The organism is Pseudomonas sp. PS01301, assembly GCF_029960215.1.
Taxonomy (GTDB): Bacteria; Pseudomonadota; Gammaproteobacteria; order Pseudomonadales; family Pseudomonadaceae; genus Aquipseudomonas; species Aquipseudomonas coleopterorum.
In genome coordinates, this window is sequence record NZ_JASCPM010000002.1 from 105,684 (window position 1) to 125,804 (window position 20,121).

Annotated in this window: 19 protein-coding genes and 1 pseudogene; 5 read left to right on the forward strand and 15 right to left on the reverse strand. The window is 61.5% G+C overall.

The features are described 5' to 3' along the window. Positions 1-193 precede the first annotated feature (193 nt). Positions 194-1,459, reverse strand: coding sequence for a cation:dicarboxylase symporter family transporter (locus QMX89_RS01510; RefSeq protein ID WP_282346325.1), 1,266 nt, complete (start codon positions 1,457-1,459; stop codon positions 194-196). A gap of 107 nt (positions 1,460-1,566) precedes the next feature. Beyond that, a complete protein-coding gene (locus QMX89_RS01515; RefSeq protein ID WP_282346201.1) occupies positions 1,567-2,922 on the reverse strand; it encodes an adenylosuccinate lyase family protein in 1,356 nt (451 codons plus the stop codon). A 118-nt stretch (positions 2,923-3,040) separates the two neighbouring features. Here QMX89_RS01515 and QMX89_RS01520 point away from each other — a divergent pair, with 118 nt between their 5' ends. Next, positions 3,041-3,772: a GntR family transcriptional regulator gene (locus tag QMX89_RS01520; protein WP_090362128.1), complete on the forward strand. Its 732-nt coding sequence runs from the start codon at positions 3,041-3,043 to the stop codon at positions 3,770-3,772. A gap of 55 nt (positions 3,773-3,827) precedes the next feature. On the opposite strand, the gene QMX89_RS01525 is transcribed toward QMX89_RS01520, so the two are convergent. Both QMX89_RS01525 and deoC read right to left on the reverse strand, forming a co-directional pair. Beyond that, positions 3,828-4,799: an LLM class oxidoreductase gene (locus QMX89_RS01525; RefSeq protein ID WP_282346207.1), complete on the reverse strand. Its 972-nt coding sequence runs from the start codon at positions 4,797-4,799 to the stop codon at positions 3,828-3,830. Between the two features lie 111 nt (positions 4,800-4,910). Next, a complete protein-coding gene (deoC, locus tag QMX89_RS01530; protein WP_282346208.1) occupies positions 4,911-5,591 on the reverse strand; it encodes a deoxyribose-phosphate aldolase in 681 nt (226 codons plus the stop codon). A gap of 119 nt (positions 5,592-5,710) precedes the next feature. Between deoC and deoR the strand changes: the two genes are divergently transcribed. Beyond that, positions 5,711-6,481 (forward strand): DNA-binding transcriptional repressor DeoR, encoded by a 771-nt coding sequence (deoR, locus tag QMX89_RS01535; RefSeq protein WP_082223554.1) that lies wholly within the window; start codon positions 5,711-5,713, stop codon positions 6,479-6,481. 5 nt (positions 6,482-6,486) lie between these two features. Here deoR and QMX89_RS01540 read toward each other — a convergent pair whose 3' ends face one another. From QMX89_RS01540 to rbsK, 3 genes are read right to left on the reverse strand one after another with little or no spacing between them, the layout of a single operon-like run. Further along, a complete protein-coding gene (locus tag QMX89_RS01540) occupies positions 6,487-7,554 on the reverse strand; it encodes an aldose 1-epimerase family protein (RefSeq protein WP_282346210.1) in 1,068 nt (355 codons plus the stop codon). After that, positions 7,551-8,882 (reverse strand): L-fucose:H+ symporter permease, encoded by a 1,332-nt coding sequence (fucP, locus tag QMX89_RS01545; RefSeq protein WP_282346211.1) that lies wholly within the window; start codon positions 8,880-8,882, stop codon positions 7,551-7,553. Before fucP ends, QMX89_RS01540 begins: the two co-directional genes overlap by 4 nt. A 31-nt stretch (positions 8,883-8,913) precedes the next feature. Next, positions 8,914-9,840, reverse strand: a complete 927-nt coding sequence (gene rbsK / locus QMX89_RS01550; RefSeq protein ID WP_282346212.1) for a ribokinase — start codon at positions 9,838-9,840, stop codon at positions 8,914-8,916. 334 nt (positions 9,841-10,174) lie between these two features. Between rbsK and QMX89_RS01555 the strand changes: the two genes are divergently transcribed. Then, the gene (locus tag QMX89_RS01555; protein WP_282346213.1) at positions 10,175-12,199 is read left to right on the forward strand and encodes a methyl-accepting chemotaxis protein; all 2,025 of its coding nucleotides are present in this window, start codon (positions 10,175-10,177) and stop codon (positions 12,197-12,199) included. A 56-nt stretch (positions 12,200-12,255) separates the two neighbouring features. On the opposite strand, the gene QMX89_RS01560 is transcribed toward QMX89_RS01555, so the two are convergent. The 8 genes and pseudogenes from QMX89_RS01560 to QMX89_RS01595 all read right to left on the reverse strand — a co-directional run bounded on the left by QMX89_RS01560 (position 12,256) and on the right by QMX89_RS01595 (position 17,344). Then, positions 12,256-12,903: an NAD(P)H-dependent oxidoreductase gene (locus QMX89_RS01560; protein ID WP_090357669.1), complete on the reverse strand. Its 648-nt coding sequence runs from the start codon at positions 12,901-12,903 to the stop codon at positions 12,256-12,258. Between the two features lie 66 nt (positions 12,904-12,969). Beyond that, positions 12,970-14,154, reverse strand: coding sequence for a DUF2252 domain-containing protein (locus QMX89_RS01565; RefSeq protein ID WP_049859245.1), 1,185 nt, complete (start codon positions 14,152-14,154; stop codon positions 12,970-12,972). Between the two features lie 102 nt (positions 14,155-14,256). Then, positions 14,257-14,460, reverse strand: a pseudogene (locus QMX89_RS01570) (transferase); the annotation flags it as partial. After that, positions 14,457-14,927, reverse strand: a complete 471-nt coding sequence (locus QMX89_RS01575; protein WP_282346216.1) for a transcriptional regulator — start codon at positions 14,925-14,927, stop codon at positions 14,457-14,459. The gene QMX89_RS01575 and the pseudogene QMX89_RS01570, both read right to left, overlap by 4 nt. Next, a complete protein-coding gene (locus QMX89_RS01580) occupies positions 14,924-15,256 on the reverse strand; it encodes a type II toxin-antitoxin system HigB family toxin (RefSeq protein ID WP_082223585.1) in 333 nt (110 codons plus the stop codon). Before QMX89_RS01580 ends, QMX89_RS01575 begins: the two co-directional genes overlap by 4 nt. 116 nt (positions 15,257-15,372) lie before the next feature. After that, the gene (locus QMX89_RS01585) at positions 15,373-15,831 is read right to left on the reverse strand and encodes a DUF393 domain-containing protein (RefSeq protein ID WP_282346217.1); all 459 of its coding nucleotides are present in this window, start codon (positions 15,829-15,831) and stop codon (positions 15,373-15,375) included. Between the two features lie 378 nt (positions 15,832-16,209). Next, positions 16,210-16,542, reverse strand: coding sequence for a hypothetical protein (locus QMX89_RS01590; protein WP_282346327.1), 333 nt, complete (start codon positions 16,540-16,542; stop codon positions 16,210-16,212). Between the two features lie 55 nt (positions 16,543-16,597). Further along, on the reverse strand, positions 16,598-17,344 hold the full coding sequence (locus QMX89_RS01595) for a phosphatase PAP2 family protein (RefSeq protein WP_282346219.1): 747 nt from the start codon (positions 17,342-17,344) through the stop codon (positions 16,598-16,600). A 349-nt stretch (positions 17,345-17,693) separates the two neighbouring features. Here QMX89_RS01595 and QMX89_RS01600 point away from each other — a divergent pair, with 349 nt between their 5' ends. Continuing rightward, complete coding sequence (locus QMX89_RS01600) at positions 17,694-19,361, forward strand: phosphoethanolamine--lipid A transferase (protein ID WP_282346221.1); 1,668 nt, start codon at positions 17,694-17,696, stop codon at positions 19,359-19,361. Positions 19,362-19,409: 48 nt separating this feature from the next. Continuing rightward, a complete protein-coding gene (locus QMX89_RS01605) occupies positions 19,410-20,111 on the forward strand; it encodes a response regulator transcription factor (RefSeq protein WP_282346223.1) in 702 nt (233 codons plus the stop codon). Positions 20,112-20,121 lie beyond the last annotated feature (10 nt).

The window sequence follows — 20,121 nt, forward strand, 5'->3', positions numbered from 1 at the left end:
GAAGGCCAGGTAGAACGTCGTTGGTGTATTCGCCCAGCTTGGGCGTCACTTCCCCTGTGGCCGACTGCACCGCGGCTCGGCGCTTGCTCTCGCTGGCTTCGTCCAGGGCCAGAGAGAGCAAGCGCATGGGTGGCCATGGCCTACGGCTGGATAAACCCATGAGCCCTGTTCACCAAGTCCGACTTGCCGACGCTCAGAGCGCTGCCTGCGGGTTGCGCCCCAATACCCGATGGTACTCCGCACGCGCGGTGTGCTCGGTGAACTCGCCGGACCACTTCGACACCACCACCGTGGCCACACTGTTGCCGATGGTGTTGCAGGTGGCGATCGCCATGGACATGAACCGGTACACCCCGAACAGCAACGCCAGTCCTTCCACCGGCAGCGAGCCGATGGCGGTGACCGTGGCGGCGAAGACCACGAAGCTGCCACCAGACACCGCCGCGGCACCTTTCGACGTCACCAGCATGATGGCGATAATGCCCAATTGCTGTTCCCAGCTCAGAGGTACGCCATAGGCGTTGGCGATGAACAGCACGCACAGCGACATGTAGATGGAGGTGCCATCCAGGTTGAAGGCGTAACCGGTCGGCAGCACCAGTCCCACACTCTGCTTGGAGCAACCGAACTTCTCGAGCTTCTGCAGCAGCCGAGGCAGCGCACTCTCGGAAGAAGCGGTGCCGAGTACGATGAAGACTTCATCCTTGATGTACTTGAGGAAGCGCCACAGGCTGAACCCCGAGATTCGGCAGACGATGCCGAGCACAACGAAGATGAAGAAAGCGATGCAGACATAGAACATCAGCACCAGGTTGGCGAGGGACATCAGGACCGCCGCGCCGTTGCTGCCTACGGCATAGGCCACCGAGCCGAAGGCACCCAAAGGGGCGAACTTCATGATCAGGTTGATGAACTCGAAGAAGCATTCGGAAATGCGGCTCAGTCCATCTTCGATGACGCTGCGACGTTCAGGCTTGAGCGCCAGCAGGGCAAAGCCGAACAAAACCGAGATGACCAGCACCTGCAGCAACTGCCCACCTGCGAAGGCGCCGACGAAGTTGTCGGGGAAGATGCCGTAGATGAAGTCCAGGGTCGAGGCCGGGGCGTGACCTTTGGCGACTGCCGCAGTCGCTGCGGCGGCAGTGGCGCTGCTTGGATGCGCATCGTGCATGCCCGAGCCGATGTTCAGCAGATTGCCCCAGAGCAAGCCAATGGCCAGGGCGATGGTGGAGACGATTTCGAAGTAGATCAGCGCGCGCAGGCCGACCTTGCCGACCCGCTTTATATCACCCGCCGAAGCGATGCCGTGGACCACGGTGAAAAACACCAGAGGGGCAACGGCGGTCTTGATCAACTTGAGGAAGATATCCCCGAGAATCTTGAACTTGGCTGCCAGTTCCGGCGCCAGGAAGCCGAAGGCAATGCCCAGCACCATGGCGGCGATGACCTGGAAGGTCAGGTCTTTTTAGAACGGCTTTTTGTTGAGGGTCGTCATGTCTGCAGTCTCGTTGTTGTTATAGGCGAGCAATAGGCAGAAGGGCTCGATCGCGGCGAGCCTTCGAACAATCAGCGTTTGACGCTGCCCTCGCGGGCCAGGGCGATATCCACCATCTGCGGTGCCAGGCCCAGATAGTTGGCCGGATCGGTCAGTCGCTTGAGTTCTTCGATATCGAGTTCAGCGGTGGCTTCGCCCTGGGCAAGCAACGCGTCGAGCAGGCTGGTGCCTTCATCGTTGGCCAGGCGGCAGGCGGCATAGACCACGTCGTGCGCAACCTGACGACCCAGCGCTGGCGCAAGGCCCATCATCACGGCTTCGGCCACGATCAGCCCTTGGGTCATGTCGAGGTTCTTGCGCATGCGCTCGGGACGTACTTCCAGACCCGCCAGCATGAACTTGGCCTGGGCCAGCGACGCGGCGCTCAAGGCGAAGGCTTCGGGAATGGCGATCCATTCGGCTTGCCATGGACCGGTGGAGCGTTCGAAGTCCTGAATCATGGCGTCGAGCATCAGCCCGGCCTGCTGACGCACGCCTTTGGCGGCCGCATACATCAGTTCGCAGGAAATGGGATTGCGCTTCTGCGGCATGGTGCTGCTGGCGCCGCGTCCCTTGACGAAAGGTTCGTACGCCTCGCCCAGTTCGCTGGTCATCATCATCATGACGTCCAGTGCGACCTTGCCCAGGGACGCGGTGACCAGGCCGAGGAAATTCAGGGTTTCGGCCAGGCCGTCCCGGGCAACGTGCCAGGTGGCTTGCGGAACGCCGAGGTTCAATTCCGCCATGAGCGCTTCCTGCACCTCAAGACCTTTGTCGCCCAGGGACGCCAGGGTTCCGGCGGCACCTGCGAATTGGCCGATTTCCACCCGCGGACGCAGTTCGACCAGACGCTCGGCGTGGCGATCGAACATGCTCAACCACACGGCACATTTGTAGCCGAAGGTGATCGGCAGGGCGTGCTGCAGGTGGGTGCGACCGGCCATGGGGGTGTCGCGGTAGCGCCTGGCGAGGTCGGCGAGCAAGCCCCGCACCGCTTTGATATCACGCTCGATCAGCAGCAGCGCGGCGCGGACTTGCAGTACGACGGCGGTGTCCATGATGTCCTGGGTGGTCGCCCCCCAATGGACGTAGCGACCTGCATCGCCACAGGTTTTCGACAGTTGCTCGACCAGCGGGAGAATCGGGTACCCGACGATTTCGGTCTCATGCTGCATGAGCGCCAGGTCGAGGGATGCATAGGTGGCGCTTTCGGCAATGCGTTCGGCGGCCTCGCCGGGAATGACGCCACAGCTTGCCTGCGCGCGCGCCAGTGCCACTTCCACTTCGATATAGCGTTCGATCAGCGCCTGGTCGGAGAACACGGCACGCATTTCCGCTGTGCCGAACATGTCACGAAAGAGAGCGGAATCAAAGACGGTGCTGGACATGAGAAGATCCTGTTATGTTTGTTATTAACCATACATATTAATATGTACGTACATAATAATAATTGCGCGCGCACTGGTACACTGTCAACTCGTTGATCGCTTGAGACTGATGGAAGGTATGAGCCAGACGCGCTATGAGGTCGTTGCGAAGGACTTGAGGGAAGGGATTTCCAGCGGTCGATTTCCGGTGGGCACCTTGCTGCCCACCGAGCTGGAGCTGTGCGACCTCTATGCGGTGAGTCGGCACACCGTGCGCGCGGCGATTACCCAGCTGCAGAATCAGGGCCTGGTGTCACGCCGCAAGCGAGTCGGCACACGGGTCGAGTCGGCCACACCCATCGGTGGATACTCGCAGTCGCTGGCCTCGGTATCGGATCTGGTGCACCTGGCCGAAACCCAAGTGCGCAGCATTCAGAACGTCCTGCATTTCGTGGCCGACATCGCGCAGGCCAAGCGCTTGGGCCTTGAGCCTGGGGAGCATTACTTTCGAGTATCCAGCCTGCGCGTCGATCAGGAAAACCCGCGCGCGCCGCTCTGCTGGACCGATGTGTACGCCCAAGATATCTATTCGGAAGTGATCGAACTGGCCAACCAGCATCCCGACGAGCTGATCGCCGCCCTGATCGAACGGCATTTCGGCCGGTACATTGATGTGGTGGATCAGCAGGTACGTGCGGTACTGCTCTCGGTCGAGATTGCCAAAAGCCTCAATGCGGACGTCGGTTCACCCGGCCTGAACATTCTGCGGCAATACCGCGACAAGGACGGGGCGGTAATGGTGGTTTCGGAAACCACCCACCCCCAGGACCGCTTCACTCTGGTGTCACAGATGCGCCGGGACAAGCTCTAGACCCTGCTATCCCAGGCGGCCTACAGCACACCGAGGCGAGAGGGACTGATGAACCTTATGCCAGCGAGAACTCGGGAAGCACATGTTCCTGAAGCTCCGCAATCACCTCCAATGCCGGACGTCGAGTCGGCTTGAGGTTCAGGGCGACGTGGTTGATGCCCGCATCGCGTTGCTGCGCGAAGAACTGCTTCAAGGCATGGCGGCCGCCGCGCAGGACTCGGCCGGTCTGCAGTGGGGCGTCGGCGTTGCTGTCCAGATCGAACATCGCACCGTAGCCGAAGGGCACGAAGCCCCGTGATTCGGTCATTTCGCGCCAGTGCGGCACCACTTCCGGCATGCGCTGGGCGTCGCCGTGCCAGATCCAGGCGTCGACGTGTTCGGCCAGCCACTCCAGGCTCTGCCCGGCCCGACCTATGGCGATAAGCGGGATGCGCGAGGCTGCCGGCTTGGGTACCAGGTCGATGTCCCCGCGCAAATGGCCGAAATGCTCGGTCTTCAGGCGTGGAAATGACACCGACGTCAACGTCTTGATCAAGGCCACGGCTTCGCGATAGCGCTCGACACGGGTCCCGAAGTCGACGCCGAAGGCCGGGTATTCGGTGGGCCGGTCACCGGAGGCCATGCCGGCCAGAAAGCGTCCGCCCAGCAATTGGTCGGCGGTGGTGATCTGCTTGGCGGTGATCACCGGTTCACGCAGGGGCGTGACGAATCCGGCGGTGCCGATCGCGATGCGCTGGGTAAGGGCGGCCAGCCAGCCGGCGTACACCAGCGGATCGAGTACCTGGCCGGTGTCGCCGAACGAGGGGTCGTAGAACGGCACGTCGCGCAGCCACAGGGCCGCGGCGTCGCTGCGGTCCAGGCTCTGCACGATCTCGGCCTGGTCCGACAGGCTGGGGAACGGGCTGTCGGGGTAGCCGCAGGCCGGGGCAATGAAGCCGATGCTCAACTGGTCCTGTTGGAAGGTACGGCTGAACGCGTCATGGTCAGCCAGATCGTGCGATCGAGTGTCCTGAGTTCGTACATTCATGGTGTCTGTCCAAGATTCAAGAGATGACATCAGTCTAACGGTCAGCCTGACGTCCGTTTCCGACCTTTTGGATCGACACTGGTGAAAAACATTCCTCAATCGCACGTGGGCTCAGTAGCCGCTGCCCGCCTGGCCGCCGGTGACGATGGCGATTCCCGAGCTGGTGCCCAGACGGGTGGCGCCGGCCTGGATCATCGCCTGGGCCGTGGCCACGTCACGCACGCCGCCCGACGCCTTGACGCCGATGTCCGGGCCAACCACCCGGCGCATCAGGGCGACGTCTTCGAGCGTGGCGCCGCTGCGGCTGAAACCCGTGGAGGTTTTCACGAACGCCACGCCCAATTCGCGGCAGATCTCGCAGGCACGTACCTTCTGCGCGTCGTCGAGCAGGCAGGTTTCCAGGATGACCTTGAGCGGTACCTCGCCGCAGGCCTGCAGCACCGCAGCGATATCGTCCCGGACGTCAGTGTACAGCCCTTCCTTGAGCCAGCCGATGTTCAGCACCATGTCGATTTCCTGTGCGCCGGCGGCGATGGTCAGCACGGTTTCCGCCGCCTTGGCGGCGCTCAGGCCGGCACCCAGCGGGAAGCCCACCACGGCGCAGACCTTGACGGCGGATCCCGCCAGATGCCTGGCCGCGACGGGCACCTGGCTGGAATTCACGCACACGGAGTAGAAACCGTGCTCACGGGCCTCCGCGCAAAGCGTGGCAATCTGTTCGCGGCTGGCATCGGCCGCCAGCAAGGTGTGATCGATGGTCTGCGCCAGTGCGATGGGGTCGAGTGAAGTCATGAAGCGATTCCTGTCATCAGTGGAAACACGGGGCCTTGGCCCGCACGTTATAAAATTAACAATTGGTGTTACTTTGTTCGCGGTATCAACCGTATCTACCTCATCAACGGATTGCCTGGATGCCCGTGGACGTCAAGAAAACCAACCGAATCAAACAGATCCAACAGGTCCTGCAAGACCAGAAAGCCGTGCATCTGCGCGAGATGGCGGCCTTGCTCGACGTGTCCGAAATGACCCTGCGCCGCGACCTGAGCCGGCATCCGGAACAGTTGCGGTTGCTGGGCGGCTACATCACGCGCGCCCACGACGACCCGGAGCCGGGGGATTACCGGGTCAGCGAGCAGGACACCCGGCATGTCGAGGAAAAGCGCCGGATCGGCAAGCTGGCAGCCGCCTTCATTCAGCCGGGCGACACGGTGTTCTTCGATTGCGGCACGACGGTGCCCTTCGTGGTCGACTTCATTCCCGACGATCTCGAGTTCACTGCGGTGTGCAACTCGTTGAACGTGCTGCTCAAGCTGCAGCAGAAAACCCGTTGCAACATCGTCCTGTGCGGTGGCGTTTTCCACCGCAAGAACCAGGTGTTCGAGAGCCAGGCCGAAGCCAGCATTCTCGACAGCGTACGGCTCACCTGGGCATTCGTTTCCGCGGCCGGCGTCAGCCTGGAGTGCGGCGTCACCTGCTTCAACTTCCACGAGGTGGAGGTCAAGCAGAAGGTCATGCGTCAGGCGCGGCAGTGCCTGCTGCTGGCCGATCACTCCAAGTTCGACGCCGTGCGCACGGCGCATTTCGGCGCGTTGAGCGACTTCCAGTGCGTGGTCAGCGACAAGAAAATCCCCCGCGCGTACCGCGAGGCCATCCAGGCCGGCGGTGCTCAACTGGTGGTGTAGGCAGGTCACGTCGGCAACGCTCGCCGTTCCGTGGCGCTGAGAAAACCGGTGCGCAGGCTGAACTCGGCGCGCGCACCGGGTGCCAGACTGTGCACGTTGCCCTTGGCCAGTTCGGCGCGGTAACCCTCCGGTTCACAGGTGGCGGGCAAGACGAACGCGGCAACCTGTTGATCCGCGTTGTGCAGGATCCAGCGCGCGGCATGCTCGAACTGCTGCGGGCTGTAGCGGGTGTAGAAGGCCGCGCCGTCGGGGTGCTCCAGAAAGAAATGCGCTTGCCCCTCGGCATCGCTGCGGACTTCATCGAAGAAGCAGACGATTTCCGGGTCGTACAGGTCAGGGGAGTCGAGCACTTCCAGGGCTTGCGGATCCTGGCTCAGCTGCGCCATGTAATCGCTCCAGGCTGGCGTCGGCCGTACGTGGGCCGGCACGCTGCTGCGCACCCGGGTGCGCTCGCAGCCCAGCGGCTGGCTCAGCCGCGCGCCTTCGACATAGGCGTAGTTCATGTGCGCCATGTACATCAGGTCCATGGCCTTGCCCGCCAGGTTGAGCACTTCCATGCCGATCTCGAATACGCCACTGGCCGGGCGCAGGGTGACGCTGGGACTGGCCCGGTAGTGGTCGCCGAATCCCTGCACATACTCGCAGGTACCGCCCAGGCGCAGGTAGGCGCCATGCTCGTCCTCACCGCTTTCCAGCCAGGCCTCGTCCATCGGCGCGCAGGGCATCTCGCCGTGTAGCGCGTGGGTGTCTTCCGGGCCTGGGCAACCGTTGCGCAGCAGGCCGCTGTGGAACATGAAGCAGCCATAGGTGCCGATGATGCTGTTGCTGGGGCGGGGCTGGCTGAACATGTTGCGCATGGTCAGGTCGTGGCCATCGAACTCGGCCGACCAGATCATCTGACCCTGCCAGGGCAGTATCACCAGCTTGCCGCGGCTGTTCTCCAGCGACAGTGCCTTGACCCCGCTGGGGTAGGTCCAGGCGTGTACGGTGAACTGACGCGACTCGAGCAGGGTTCGACGGGTGCTGTCCCACAGTTGCGGGTACAGCGGCAGGCGCAGGCATTCGGCACTCATTGCGCCACCGCCGCGGCCGAGCCGGTCAGGGCCGGTTGTGGCTGGCGCATGCAGCGCACCGCGTACAGCACGATCGCCACGAAGCACAGCAGCGGCACCGTATAGGCGATCTGCATGTTGCCGTTGTTGGCGTCGCTGAGCAGGCCTTGGAAGATCGGGATCACGCCACCGCCGACGATGCTCATCACCAGCAGCGAACCACCGACACCCGTGTCTTCGCCGAGCCCGTCGATGGTCAGGCCGTAGATGGTCGGCCAGCAAGGACCGAGAAAGACGCTGACACCCACGGCTGCGTACACCGCGGTGATGTTGGGTACGAAGATGGTGTAGGCCAGCAACAGGATGCACAGCACGCCGTACAGAGCCAGCACCTTGGCGGGGTGCAGCTTGCGCATCAGCACGTTGGCAATCATCTTGCCGACGAAGTAGGCGGCAAAGGTGATCAACAGAAACCAAGAGGCACTGCGTTCGTTCATGCCACCCATCTGCATGGCCAGGCGAATGGTGAAGCTCCAGACGCCCACCTGAGCGCCGACGTAGAGGAACTGCGCCAGCACGCCGAAACAGAAGCGCGGGTTGCGGCGCAGGCGTCCCAGGCTTTCACCCAGGCTGGCCCGCGGTTCGCTGCTGTTACGATTGCCCTTGCAGGCGGGAAAGCGGGTGATGGCGATCAGGATGAACATCAGAATGAGCACCGCGATCATCCATTTGTACGGCAGCAAGGTCGACTGGATCATCTGCAACTGCTGCACGGCCGCTTCGCTGGCAATCATCTGCGCCAGTTGCTCGTGGCTGGCGTCGGTGTCCTTGAACATCACGAAGCTGCCGACGTACACCCCGGTCATGGCCCCGAACGGGTGAAAGGTCTGGGAGATGTTCAAGCGCCGCGTGCCGGTTTCCCGCGGACCCATCAGGGTCGAATAGGTGTTGCAGGCGGTCTCGAGAAACGACAGGCCGGCGGCGATGACGAACAGGGCGATCAGAAACATGCCGTACTTGGCGGTGGACGCGGCAGGGAAGAACAGCGCGCAGCCGAACAGGTACAGCATCAGACCGACCAGGATCGTGGTCTTGTAGCTGAAACGGCGCACCACCAGGGCTGCCGGTATGGCAACGAAGAAGTAGCCCAGGTAGAACGCCGACTGGACGAAGGCCGACTGGAAGTCGCTGAGCAGGAAGGCCTTCTTGAAGTGGGCGATCAGCACGTCGTTCATGCCGGCCGCAGCGGCCCACAGGGCGAAGATCAGACACAGCAGGATGAAGGCGAACCATGGCGTACGGTTCAGGTAGAACCCGTCCGGGGTTTGTTGCAGCGCAGGTTTGTTCATTATTGTTCTCCGCGAGAGTGCTGGTGAGGTGTCAGCGAGCCGATGCATCCAGAAAGCGTGCAAACGTTTCTGCATCCGGGTAGGAAGACTGCGTGCCGAGGCCGGTGACCGAGCAGGCGGAGTAGGCCACCGCTTGTTGCATCGCCTGATGGATATCGGCGTCCTGGCTCCAGTGCCTCGCGAAGCAGCCGATGAAGGCGTCGCCCGCGCCACTGGTGTCGCGCGCCTCGACCCTGACACCCGGGACCTGCCACTCGCCTTCGGCGCCGACGTACAGGGCGCCTTGTTCACCCAAGGTGACGATGACGTGGCGTACACCCTTGGCCACCAGGGTTCGCGCGGCGTGCGCCGCTTCGTCGGCAGAGTTCACCGGCAGCCCGCTGATGAGCGCCAGTTCGCTTTCGTTGGGAATCAGGAAGTCCAGCAGCGCCAGGTGGTCGTTGCTCAGGCCGGCCAGGGCAGGGGCGGGGTTGAGCAACACTGGAATGGCGTGGCGTCGAGCGAACTCGATGGCGTGGTACACGCTCGCCAGTTCGATTTCCAGTTGCAGCACGATCAGGGCGCAATCACGCAATTGCGCCTCGGCGCGATCGATGTCGGCCGGATGCAGATGGGCATTGGCGCCTTTGACGATCAGGATGCTGTTGTGGGAGTTCTCCTGAACGAAGATCGGCGCCACGCCGCTGGACACGCCCGGTACCCGCTCGACGAAGCGCGAGTCGATGCCCAGCCTTTGGAAATTGGCCAGGGTGGTATCGGCGAAGCCGTCGTCGCCGACCTTGCTCAGCATCAGGACGTCGGCACCCAGCAAGGCCGCCGCCGCGGCCTGGTTGGCCCCCTTGCCGCCGCAGCCCATGGCGAAACGCGGTGCTTCGAGGGTTTCGCCCTGGGCGGGCATGCGCTCGATGTAGGTGATCAGGTCGACCATGTTGCTGCCGATGACTGCGATCTTGCTCATTGTTGTTGTGACCTCGCCAGCGCCGACGGACCCACCGTCGGCTGTTATTTATGTTATTTAAATAACATTTTCTGTGAGTATTCAATCTTTATTTTTTTGATCCCCGCAGTGATGTCGCCGCGACATTACTCAGTTCATGAAGTTCAAAACCTGTACAAATAAAGATATTTGTACAAATTCTCGTAAAGTTATCCGAAACCCAACCGATACGGACGTTTGAGCACAGAACACCTGTGCTCGGCCAAGGGGCCGGACAGAGCCCCGGCGTCCGAGAAATGGACCGTTCTCACTCACGATTAACCACTAACCGTCCATTCCGGGCTGTGAGAACCCTATGAACATGCTTGCTCCTGCCGTAACGCTCGCCAACCGATTACGCTTCAAGACCAAATTCGCGGTGCTCGCCATCATCGTTCTGGTCCCGCTGCTCCTGCTCGGTACCCGCTTCATCGTTCAGCTCAATGACAGCCTGGCGGTCATACGCTCGGAGCAGACCGGCCAGCGCTACCTGCTGGATGTGACGCCGATCCTGCGCCTGTCCATGATGCAGCGCGCGTTGACCAACCGCCTGCTCAGCGGCGATCAGACCGCACAGGCCGATGTGCTGGCCAATCAGGCAAAGATCGAAGACGCCTTCTCGAAACTGGCCACCACTGACCGCCAGTTCAACGACGCTCTGCAGACCGGCGATCGCGTGGAACGCCTGCATGCCTCGGCCACGCGCTTGATGTCGATGGCCAAGCCCGGCGTCGATCCTGGGGGCATGTTCGATCAATGGAACGACCAACTGATCGAGACCCTGAATTTCGTCTACTACGTCTCCGCCACGTCGGGCATGGTGCTGGATGAGGATTACGCATCGCTGTTCATGATCGACCTGAGCACGCTGCGTCTGCCCCGCCAGATCAACATCGTCGGGCAACTGCGGGGGTTGGCCAGCGGGCTGCGTGAGGGGCAGCCTTTGAGCCCCGCGACGCGTGGCGTGATCAAGTCGATGCTCAAGACCGAATTGCTGATCCACAAGGAGCTTCAGCAAAGCCTGGAGCTGCTGCGTCGCCGAGAGCCCGCCCTGGCCGATCGCATTCAGGCACCTATCGACAGTGCGTTCATGAGCCTGACCGGCTTCCGTGCGGACCTGGAAGCGGTCACGTCTTCTGCCAGTGACACGCTGGTCAACGTGCAGAACGTGCCCGCCAAAGGCAACGCGGTCGTGGCCGAGCTGTACAAGGCGCAGGACACGCTGCAGGAAGAACTGCTCAACCGCCTGGCCCAGCGGGCTCAGGAAAAGACCTCGGAGCGGCTGTTCATTCTTGGCATGTTCGCCGTCGTCGGCCTGCTGCTGGTGTACGTGTTCTGCGGTATCTACAGTGCCATGCGCCGCAGCATCGAGGATGTGCTGCAGGCCACCCGGCTTATCGGCCAAGGTGACTTGAGCGCACGCGTCCAGGTGCGTGGCAAGGACGAAATGGCCGACGTGGGCAACAGCCTGAACCACATGGTGCAGGCCTTCGGCAGCTCGCTGACCCAGGTCGAGCGCAGCTCGCAGTCGGTTTCCGATGCTGCCGCGCGCATGGGCGTGTCCATCGATCGGGCCAAGCAATCGATGAACACTCAGCAAAGCGAGACCGAGCAGGTCGCCACGGCCATCAATGAGATGACCACCAGCGTGGCCGACGTGGCGCAGAACACCGAAGGGGCGGCCCACGCTGCCGAACACGCCAGTCAGTCGTCCCAGGCCGGGTTGGCGAAGATGCATGAGACCAAAGTCACCATCGAGGCCCTGGCCGATGAGGTGGAACGCAGCGCGCAGAAGGTCTCGGCACTGGCCCAACACAGCCAGCAGATCGGCGGGGTGATCGAGGTGATCCGCAACATCGCCGACCAGACCAACCTGCTGGCCTTGAACGCTGCCATCGAAGCCGCCCGTGCCGGGGAGCAGGGGCGTGGCTTTGCGGTGGTCGCCGACGAGGTGAGGACCCTGGCTTCACGCACGCAGAACTCCACCGAAGAAATCCGCCGAATCATTCAGGAACTGCAATCGGCCACCTCTGCGGCCGTCGAACAGATGAAGGCCGGCAAGCAGCGTGCCCAGGAATGTTTGCAGTCGGCCGATGCCGCTTCGACCAGCCTGGATGCCATCAGCGATGGCGTCGAACAGATCGTCGGCATGAACACCCAGATAGCCAGCGCAGCCGTGCAGCAACACGCGGTGTCCGAGGACATCAATCGCAACGTGACCCAGATCCGCAATGGCAGCCTGGCGCTCATGGAAGGTATCGAAGACAACGCCGTGACGGCGGAAGAACTCACCTTGCTGGCGACCGAGCTGCACACGGTGGTCTCGCGGTTCAAGGTGTAAGGAGGAGAGGTGAGCGGTGCCGATCCGCGCCAACCGGCGGATCGGCATACCGAAGTCTAGTGCGATGAGCCGCTTGAGGACGTCAGTGTCGTGGCCAGCTTGGCGGCTGCATCCAGGGCGGCGTTGAAGTTGGCCTCGGCGGTTGCCGCATCGCCGAGGGTGCCTTCCGATTCGACGGTATCGATGGCCGGAATCCCTACCATGCGGGCCCAGGTCCGCAGAAAGGCCACCTGATGGTCGAAGTCTTCGGTCGGGTAATCCTCGCCAAGCGCCACCCCGCGGGTGGCCAGCACCACCACTTTCTTGCCCTTGAGCAGGCCGACCATGCCCTTGTCGTCGAAGTCGAACAGCACGCCACGCTGCGACACCGAGTCGATCAGGTGCTTGAGGCGGTAGGGCACACCAAAGTTCCACATCGGCACGCTGAACACGATCACATCCGCGCGGTGGAAACGCTCGCCCAAGGCATGTATCTGCTTCCAGACGGCCGCCTGCTCGGCGGTCATTTCCACACCTTCCAGGTCCGCGTATTTGGCTTTCAACGCGGGGCCGTCGAACGGCAACAGGTCGGTGGTCCAGACATCCAGTACGTCGACGGTCGTGCCGGGCTCAACCGAAGCAGCCGTTTCGAGATAGCGATCGGCCAGTTTCAGGGAGGCCGAACGCTCCCCGCGAGGAGAGCTGGCGATATGAAGAATATGCATACACGGGGTTCCTGAGTGAGGGGCTGCGCAAGGTTTCAATTTAGTCCTCGACGCAAGCGCCGATGTTCAATTCTGCAGCGCGTAACGGCGACAGTGTTCCAGATAGCCTTGCTCGTGGCTGCCTACCAGATGCACGACGCTGGACCATAGCCAGGAAGGCGCATCCAGGGTGTTGGAGCGGTTGGTCTGCAGCTCGCGGATCCAGGCGGCTCGGGTCGAAAGGTCCATCTGCCGGGCATGGGCCGTGCCGACGACGCTGGCCAGGTAACTGGCCGCACGCATGGCTTCGGTTTCGCTCAACTGATCGAGCTCGAGCTTCATGTCCTGAGGCAGCAGTTCGCGAATGAAGAAGCCATGGTCGAGCATGCGCGTGGCCAGCATGCGATTGCCCAGGCCCGGTGACAGGTGCCGCGCGCCTTCGACCACGCGCTTGCCGTTGTCCCGCGGCATGCCTGCGCGAACGGTGCGCGGCGCTGCGGCCGCCACGGCTTCCTTGATGTCGAGCAGGCACAACTCCTGATCGTCATCGTCGCCCACGCCCAGCAGCACGGCGTAGCGCTTGAGCCCAAGAGAGCTGCAACCCTTGACCCAATAAGCCGAGTCCAGCAGTTCGACACTGTCGCTGCCCGATCGCCCTTTCAACGACGTGACCAAGGCATGAATCTCATCGGTGGCGCACAGCGTTTTGATGGCGCTGCGCTCGGTCTTGGACAAGGCCCAGAAATGCTTGCCCAATGGAATCGTCGGGCGCATGTCCTCGATGCGTTCCTGAGCCAGGTGCTTCCAGGTCCGCTGCACGGCGCTGCGCATGCCGGCCTTCACCTGAGCGGGGCGTTGCGGTTCTTCGTCGTGGTTGTTCTCGAAGGCCTGTTCATAACCCACCATCATTTCTTCCAGCATGCGCGCCGTGGCCACACCCGGCAGGTCCGAGCCGCGTGCGGCGGTCGCCAGCGACAAACCAAGCCGCACCAGATCGTGCACCGGGTTGCCGATGACGGTCTGGTCCAGGTCGCGGATGTGGATATCGATACGGCCCTTCGAATCACCGGTCGGGCCGAGATTGCCGGCATGGCAGTCGCCGCAGATCCACACCGGCGGGCCACTAGGCAAGCGTCGGCCCGACTGCGACTGCAGCCAGTCATAGAATTGCACCGTGCTGCCCCGCACATAGGCATGGGCGGATCGCGCCATCTTCAAGTTACGCAGTTGCTCAAGCGGTTCCAAACGTGCGGCAGGACGGGGCGTCTTCATGGATTAGTCTTTGAGAGAAAGACGTTGGAGTAGGGAGATGCGCCGCGTGTTTCAAAATGTTTCTGTGTTTTTTCAGGAAAGTGAACGTGTCACTTGCTTGCATCTGAGCTCGCAACAGGGGCCCACGATGCACTGCCTGCCCAGGTAAACGCCACCACGCAGGTACGCACCCGCGGCGACGAAGGCTTCTTCACCGATGATGATCGCGCCGTTGAGTACAGCGCCTTCTTCCACCACTACGCTTTCGTGAACGGCGCAGTTTCCGTGACGCCGATAGTCTTCGCCGAGACGATCGAGCAACGTCAGGACCGCTCTTGCTTCTCCAAAAAAACATCCGGTTTGGTGCTGAACCGCTCGGCCAGCGCATAGGCCATCTTGTGGCTGATCGGACGCGTGCCCGAAAGCACTTTGGAGACTACGTGCCTGTCTCCAATTTCAGGCAAGTCCGAACCGGTGAGCCCAAGCAGGTCCATGAAGTCACGTAGGAGCTGCACGGGCGTGACGGCGGATGTCAGGTTCGCATTGATAGCCGCGAATTGTTCGGATTCGCGCTCATATAGCTCAATGGCCTCCTCAAGCTCGATCAGAACTTGTGTCTCGTACTTGTTAAGGGGGTGGCCATCGGTCAGCTCGTCCAGCAGAACAGACGCACGTTGGTACTCGTCAGGCGTATGGATTCCGCCAACGAAAGACTCACGAAGTTGCTCGACCAGCCGCTGAAGGCTCTCCAGAGCAGCGCGAATAGCTTGCGAGTTTTCAAGCGCAGCGGTCATGGCCTCACTCCTTGACTGTTTCTGGCATACCATTGGTTTGCAGCGTCGTATTCCGCATGTGTATAGATATGTTTTACGTACAACTTCTTCCGTTCGTAGTTTATGCCCGCGATCAGCCTTAACTTGTTACCGCCAATATCAATCACAACCCATCCTGCACCAGAACGAGGTTTGAACAGATCGAGCCTGCTGCCGAAGGCATTGCTCAAGTCGTTGTAGCTTTCAGGTTCGATAGCGCACAGCACTCGATAGCACGTCCGGAGTGCGTTGGCGCACGTTGGATGCCTTCGACAGGCTTCATCGAACCGATCCTTCTTGAGTACGTCCACGAGCATTCCTTGCGTTGTAGTCCATCATACGCATGTTGTCAATTTTGGCAACATGCGACGATTTGATGGGTTCGTTTGTCATGCGACACAGGGCGTGAAAGCGACTGCCTTGGCGCTCACCGAGGCTCAGAAGGCGGCTGCTTGCGCGCCGCACGATCCGTATCGGGAAGCGCACAGCTGTCGCTACGGCAGCGCGCGCTGCCGTCGGGGTGGGGCAGCCATGCCAGGTGCGGGCGCCAGCGGCAGAACAGGCGATAGCCCACGTTCAACAGCGGCCGGGCCCAGCGCCACGACAATGGCGCCGCCCAGATGCCCAGGCCTGCGGCTCGCCAGCTCCAGAGTGTGGCGTCCAGGCCGGTGACCCATGTTCCGTCGGCGAAGCGGGCGTGCAGCAACGACTCCATGTGTGCACGACTAAACCCCAGGGATGGGGCATCGAACGCCGGATCGCTGATGTCGACGAAACGAAGGCGATCGGGTGAGGCGCGAGCGCTCAGGACCTTGATCTCGTGAGCGCACAGGGGGCAGTCACCGTCGAAGTAGAGTGTCAGCGGCCAGTGGGTGTTCTCGTGCATCGATGAGCGTTCCGTAAGGGTATTGGCAAGCGGCGCCTGAAATCAGGGCAATGTTCTTCACGCTACATAGACACCACGTTCAGCCATTCACGCCATTTTTAACGCAGTTGCTGCCTTGCGGCGAGCTCAACGACACAGCATATCTTTCGGCTTGTTGCAGAATTGGGATCTCGCATAATGGAAGGACTGTTGGCGGGTGGATACGGAGGTCACGCGAACCGTGGCAGTCGCCGCGTGCGCCAATCGGTATGTTGCTTGCTCATCTGCGCCATCACTACGACGGCGCCGCCGCGTATTCGTCTGGCCCGCGCAACGCTGATCGTCGATGCGGAGCATCCGAACGATAGTCGCGAAGTGACGGCAATCTAACCGATCTGCCTAGTCATGCGACGCACGACCCAAGGCCCTGCCCATGTCTTGATCCCGGGCATGCCGCCAGTCGCGGTCGGCCTTGCTGTCGGTGCCGATGCGGCGCTGGAAATCGCTGGCTACGCTGGCCTGACATTGGCGAAAGCCGTCGTCCCAGCCGGTGGCGTACTGGCGATCCGCGAGGTAGGTGGGGACGTTCTTGCGAAATTCCCCCAGCGCCTGCGCCGCGTTGCGGCCACTGCTGCAGCCGTCCTCGAAGCCGTTGGCGAAGGGCGCGGGATAGCCTTCGGCCAACAGCCGCTCGCGTGTCGTCTGGCACGCGCTGAGCAGGGCGGCAGCCATTGCCAGAGCCAGCAGCAGGCTCGCCTGTTTGAACAGCTGGCGTCTGGCGCTCATTTCAGCGATCTCCGGTGACCATCGTGGCCTGGCTGCGCGTGATCCGGGACGCCGCAGGGCGATAGAGAATCCAGCGGTAACACAGCACGCAGATCATCCAATCGATCAGCAGGGTCCAGATGTTGTGGGAGAGGAAATGGGCGCCCTGCGCCATGCGGCCCAGGGAAAAGATCGCGCCCAATCCCAGCGCCACGGCAAGGGCGATTCGCGCAGTGCGTGGGCGGCGGTCGCGCCAGAAGAAGAACAGCGCGAGCAACGAGAAGCCGCTCGACGCGTGACCGCCCGGCCAGCACAGACCGGGTTTTTCGGTCTCGGCGCGTGGGCTGAGCAACGGCGTGTAGGTTTCCTGGCCGCCGAACTCCTTCAGGCTCCACGGACAATGCACTGCGGTGAGCACCTTGAGTGGCATCACCACCGCAGTCGTCAGGGCCATCGACAGCACCACGTAGCCCAAAGGCCGGCGCCATTGCCGCCACTTCGGGCTGCACAGACTGACGATGAATCCGGCCAGCGCCATTACGGCGAAGGCGATCACCGCCTGTTTGGCGCGGTCGTGCAGGATGTTTTCCAGCCAGTAACTTTGCCGTCCGATGAAGCCGCTGCCGGGTACGTAAAACAGTTGTGCAAGCGCAAAGTCCAGTGCCGGCGGATACAGCCACAGCATCACTGCCATGAGGGCGAGTGGCACACCCAGAGAGAAACGAAAGTCAAAAGGCCGGGACGCACGGGAAGGTATTTCGATAGCCATGAACGGCTCCGATCAGTGGGTAGACAATCAATGAGGACGGTAGGCACGAAGTCTCGCAAGCGTTGCTCAGCCAGAGGTTCTGCCTGCAGCGTGCTGTGCTGGCGACGATAGATTTCCGGCCTTCAGTGATGGGTGAAGAAGATGTGAAAAATGCGTTAGGTGGGCAGCATTCAGCAGGTGACTGCGACTGATGATCAATGCGCGGGAGATGCACACTTCGGGTTTTTTTCCAGCAAGCTTTTCCTCGCAAATCTTTCACGAAAGTTTGAGTTATTCGAGATTACAGTCCGCGCTGTCGATACCCGGCGCACTGCGCACGGCCCGCCTATCTGCCTGACAGTAGACTCGCATGTTCAAGATAAAACCTGTTCGTCCGGAATTAGTCACACTGGCTGCAAGCCTGTTTCTCTTGATTGCTTTCAACACACCGCTTTGGCAGCACCTGGCGTCCATTACGGGCGGCGAGGGCGCAGGTAAGCAACTGGCCTGGGCGTTTGGGGTGTTGCTGTTGTGCGTCTTCAACTTCGTGTTGACGATGCTGGCCTTTCCCAAACTGTTGAAACCGCTGCTGATGGTGTTGTTTCTGGTCAGCGCCTGTGTGGCGTATTTCATGGGGCAGTACGGAATCGTGGTCGACGCGGGCATGTTCCGCAATCTTGTCGAAACCAACGTGACCGAAGTGGAAGGCCTGCTGTCGCCCCTGCTGTGGGTCTACCTCTTTGGGCTGGGCGTGCTGCCGTGTGTGCTGTTGTGGAAGACACCTATTGCTTACCGCAAACCCCATCGCGAGCTGCTCAACAAAGTGCTCATCGGCACCGGCTGCGCCGGCATCGTTACCGGCGTTGCATTGCTGGACTATCAGGGGCTGTCGTCACTGTTGCGCAATCACCACGAGTTGCGCCTGATGGTGGTGCCCAGCAACTACATCGGCGCCTCGATTGGTTATGCCCGCGAGCAGGTGTCGACCGTCGAGCATCCTTTTGTGCCCTTGGGTGAGGATGCGGTGCGTGCGGTGAACGTGGGCAACCACCCCACCAAATCATTGACCGTACTGGTGGTGGGCGAAAGTGCCCGGGCCGATAACTTCGGCATCCTCGGCTATGGGCGCGATACCACACCGCAACTGGCCGCCGAGCAGGGTCTGGTGTCGTTCACCGACGTGCATTCCTGCGGCACCGAAACCGCCGTGTCGGTGCCCTGCATGTTTTCCAACATGGGCCGCAAGCAGTACAAACCAGCCGTCGCGAAAAATCAGGAAGGGTTGCTGGACGTGCTCAAGCGTGCCGGCCTGGACGTGGTGTGGTGGGATAACCAGTCCGGCTGCAAGGGCACCTGCGACCGGGTCACCCAGCTGGATGTCAGCCACGGCAAGGACCCGGCTCTGTGCGCAGACAGCGAGTGCAGGGACGAAATCCTGCTGCAGGGTTTGCAGGCCTTCATCGATCACCTTTCCAACGATACCGTGTTGGTCCTGCACCAGATGGGCAGTCACGGGCCTGAATATTTCAAGCGCTATCCGCAAGCCTTCGAGCACTTCACTCCGGTGTGCAAGAGCAACGCGCTGGACGCCTGCAGCCGGGAGAGTATCGTCAATGCCTACGACAATACCGTGCTGTACACCGATCACGTTCTGGCGCGGCTGATCGATACCCTGCGCAACAACCAGGACCGTGTGGCCACCGCCATGATCTATCTCTCCGATCACGGCGAGTCTCTTGGCGAGTACAACGTGTTCCTGCACGGCACGCCCTACATGTTGGCACCTGACCAGCAGAAACACGTCCCACTGCTGGTATGGTTCTCCGACAGTTATCAACGTGCGCTTACCGTCGACAGTCATTGTTTGCAGCGCACACGCAACGATCCGCTGAGTCAGGACAATCTCTTTCACTCGATGCTAGGCTTGTTGAATGTCCAGACGCGGGTCTACAACAGTGCGCTGGACATGTTTGCCGGCTGCAGAGGAGTGAGCGGCAATGCGCTGGTGGCCACGAAACAAATGCCGGTCCAGCGTTGAGTGGGTAGTTGTGTTTCGTACTCGTGCCTTACATAAAAAGAGAGTCCCATGCGCATACTGGTCATCGAAGATCATGCCGATATCCTCGCCAACGTCTCGGAATACTTCGTGCTCAAGGGGTGTGAAGTGACTGGCGCTCTGGATGGCGTGACCGGGCTTCACCTGGCGATGACCGGCAATTATGACGCCATCATTCTCGATGTGATGCTGCCCGGCATGGACGGCAACCAGGTCTGTCACAAGCTGCGCTCGGTCTCCCGGCGGCACACGCCGATTCTGATGCTGACTGCCCGTGACGAGCTGGAGGACCGGCTGACGGGATTTCGCGTCGGCGCCGACGACTACATCGTCAAGCCGTTCGCCTTGTCCGAGCTGTTTGCCCGCGTCGAGACAGTGAGTCGACGTTCGGCCGGGATGAGGAAAAACGTGCTCGAAGTCCATGACTTGAGCTTCGATCTGGATTCACTGGAGGTAAAGCGGGCGGGCAGGTTGCTCAAGCTCAACCCCACCACGCTTGTGCTGCTGGAGCTGTTGATGCGCAAGAGCCCCGCCATCGTGAAGCGCCGCGAGCTGGAACTGGCGCTGTGGGGTGAGGAAACGCCCGATTCGGACAGCCTGCGAACCGGCATCTATATGCTGCGCCGAACCATCGACAAATCGTTCGAGGTGCCGTTGCTGCATACCGTGCACAGCATGGGTTACAGGCTACAGGCACCGTCGGACGTGAGCCCAGCGACCTCCCAGCCCTGAGCTTGGGCAT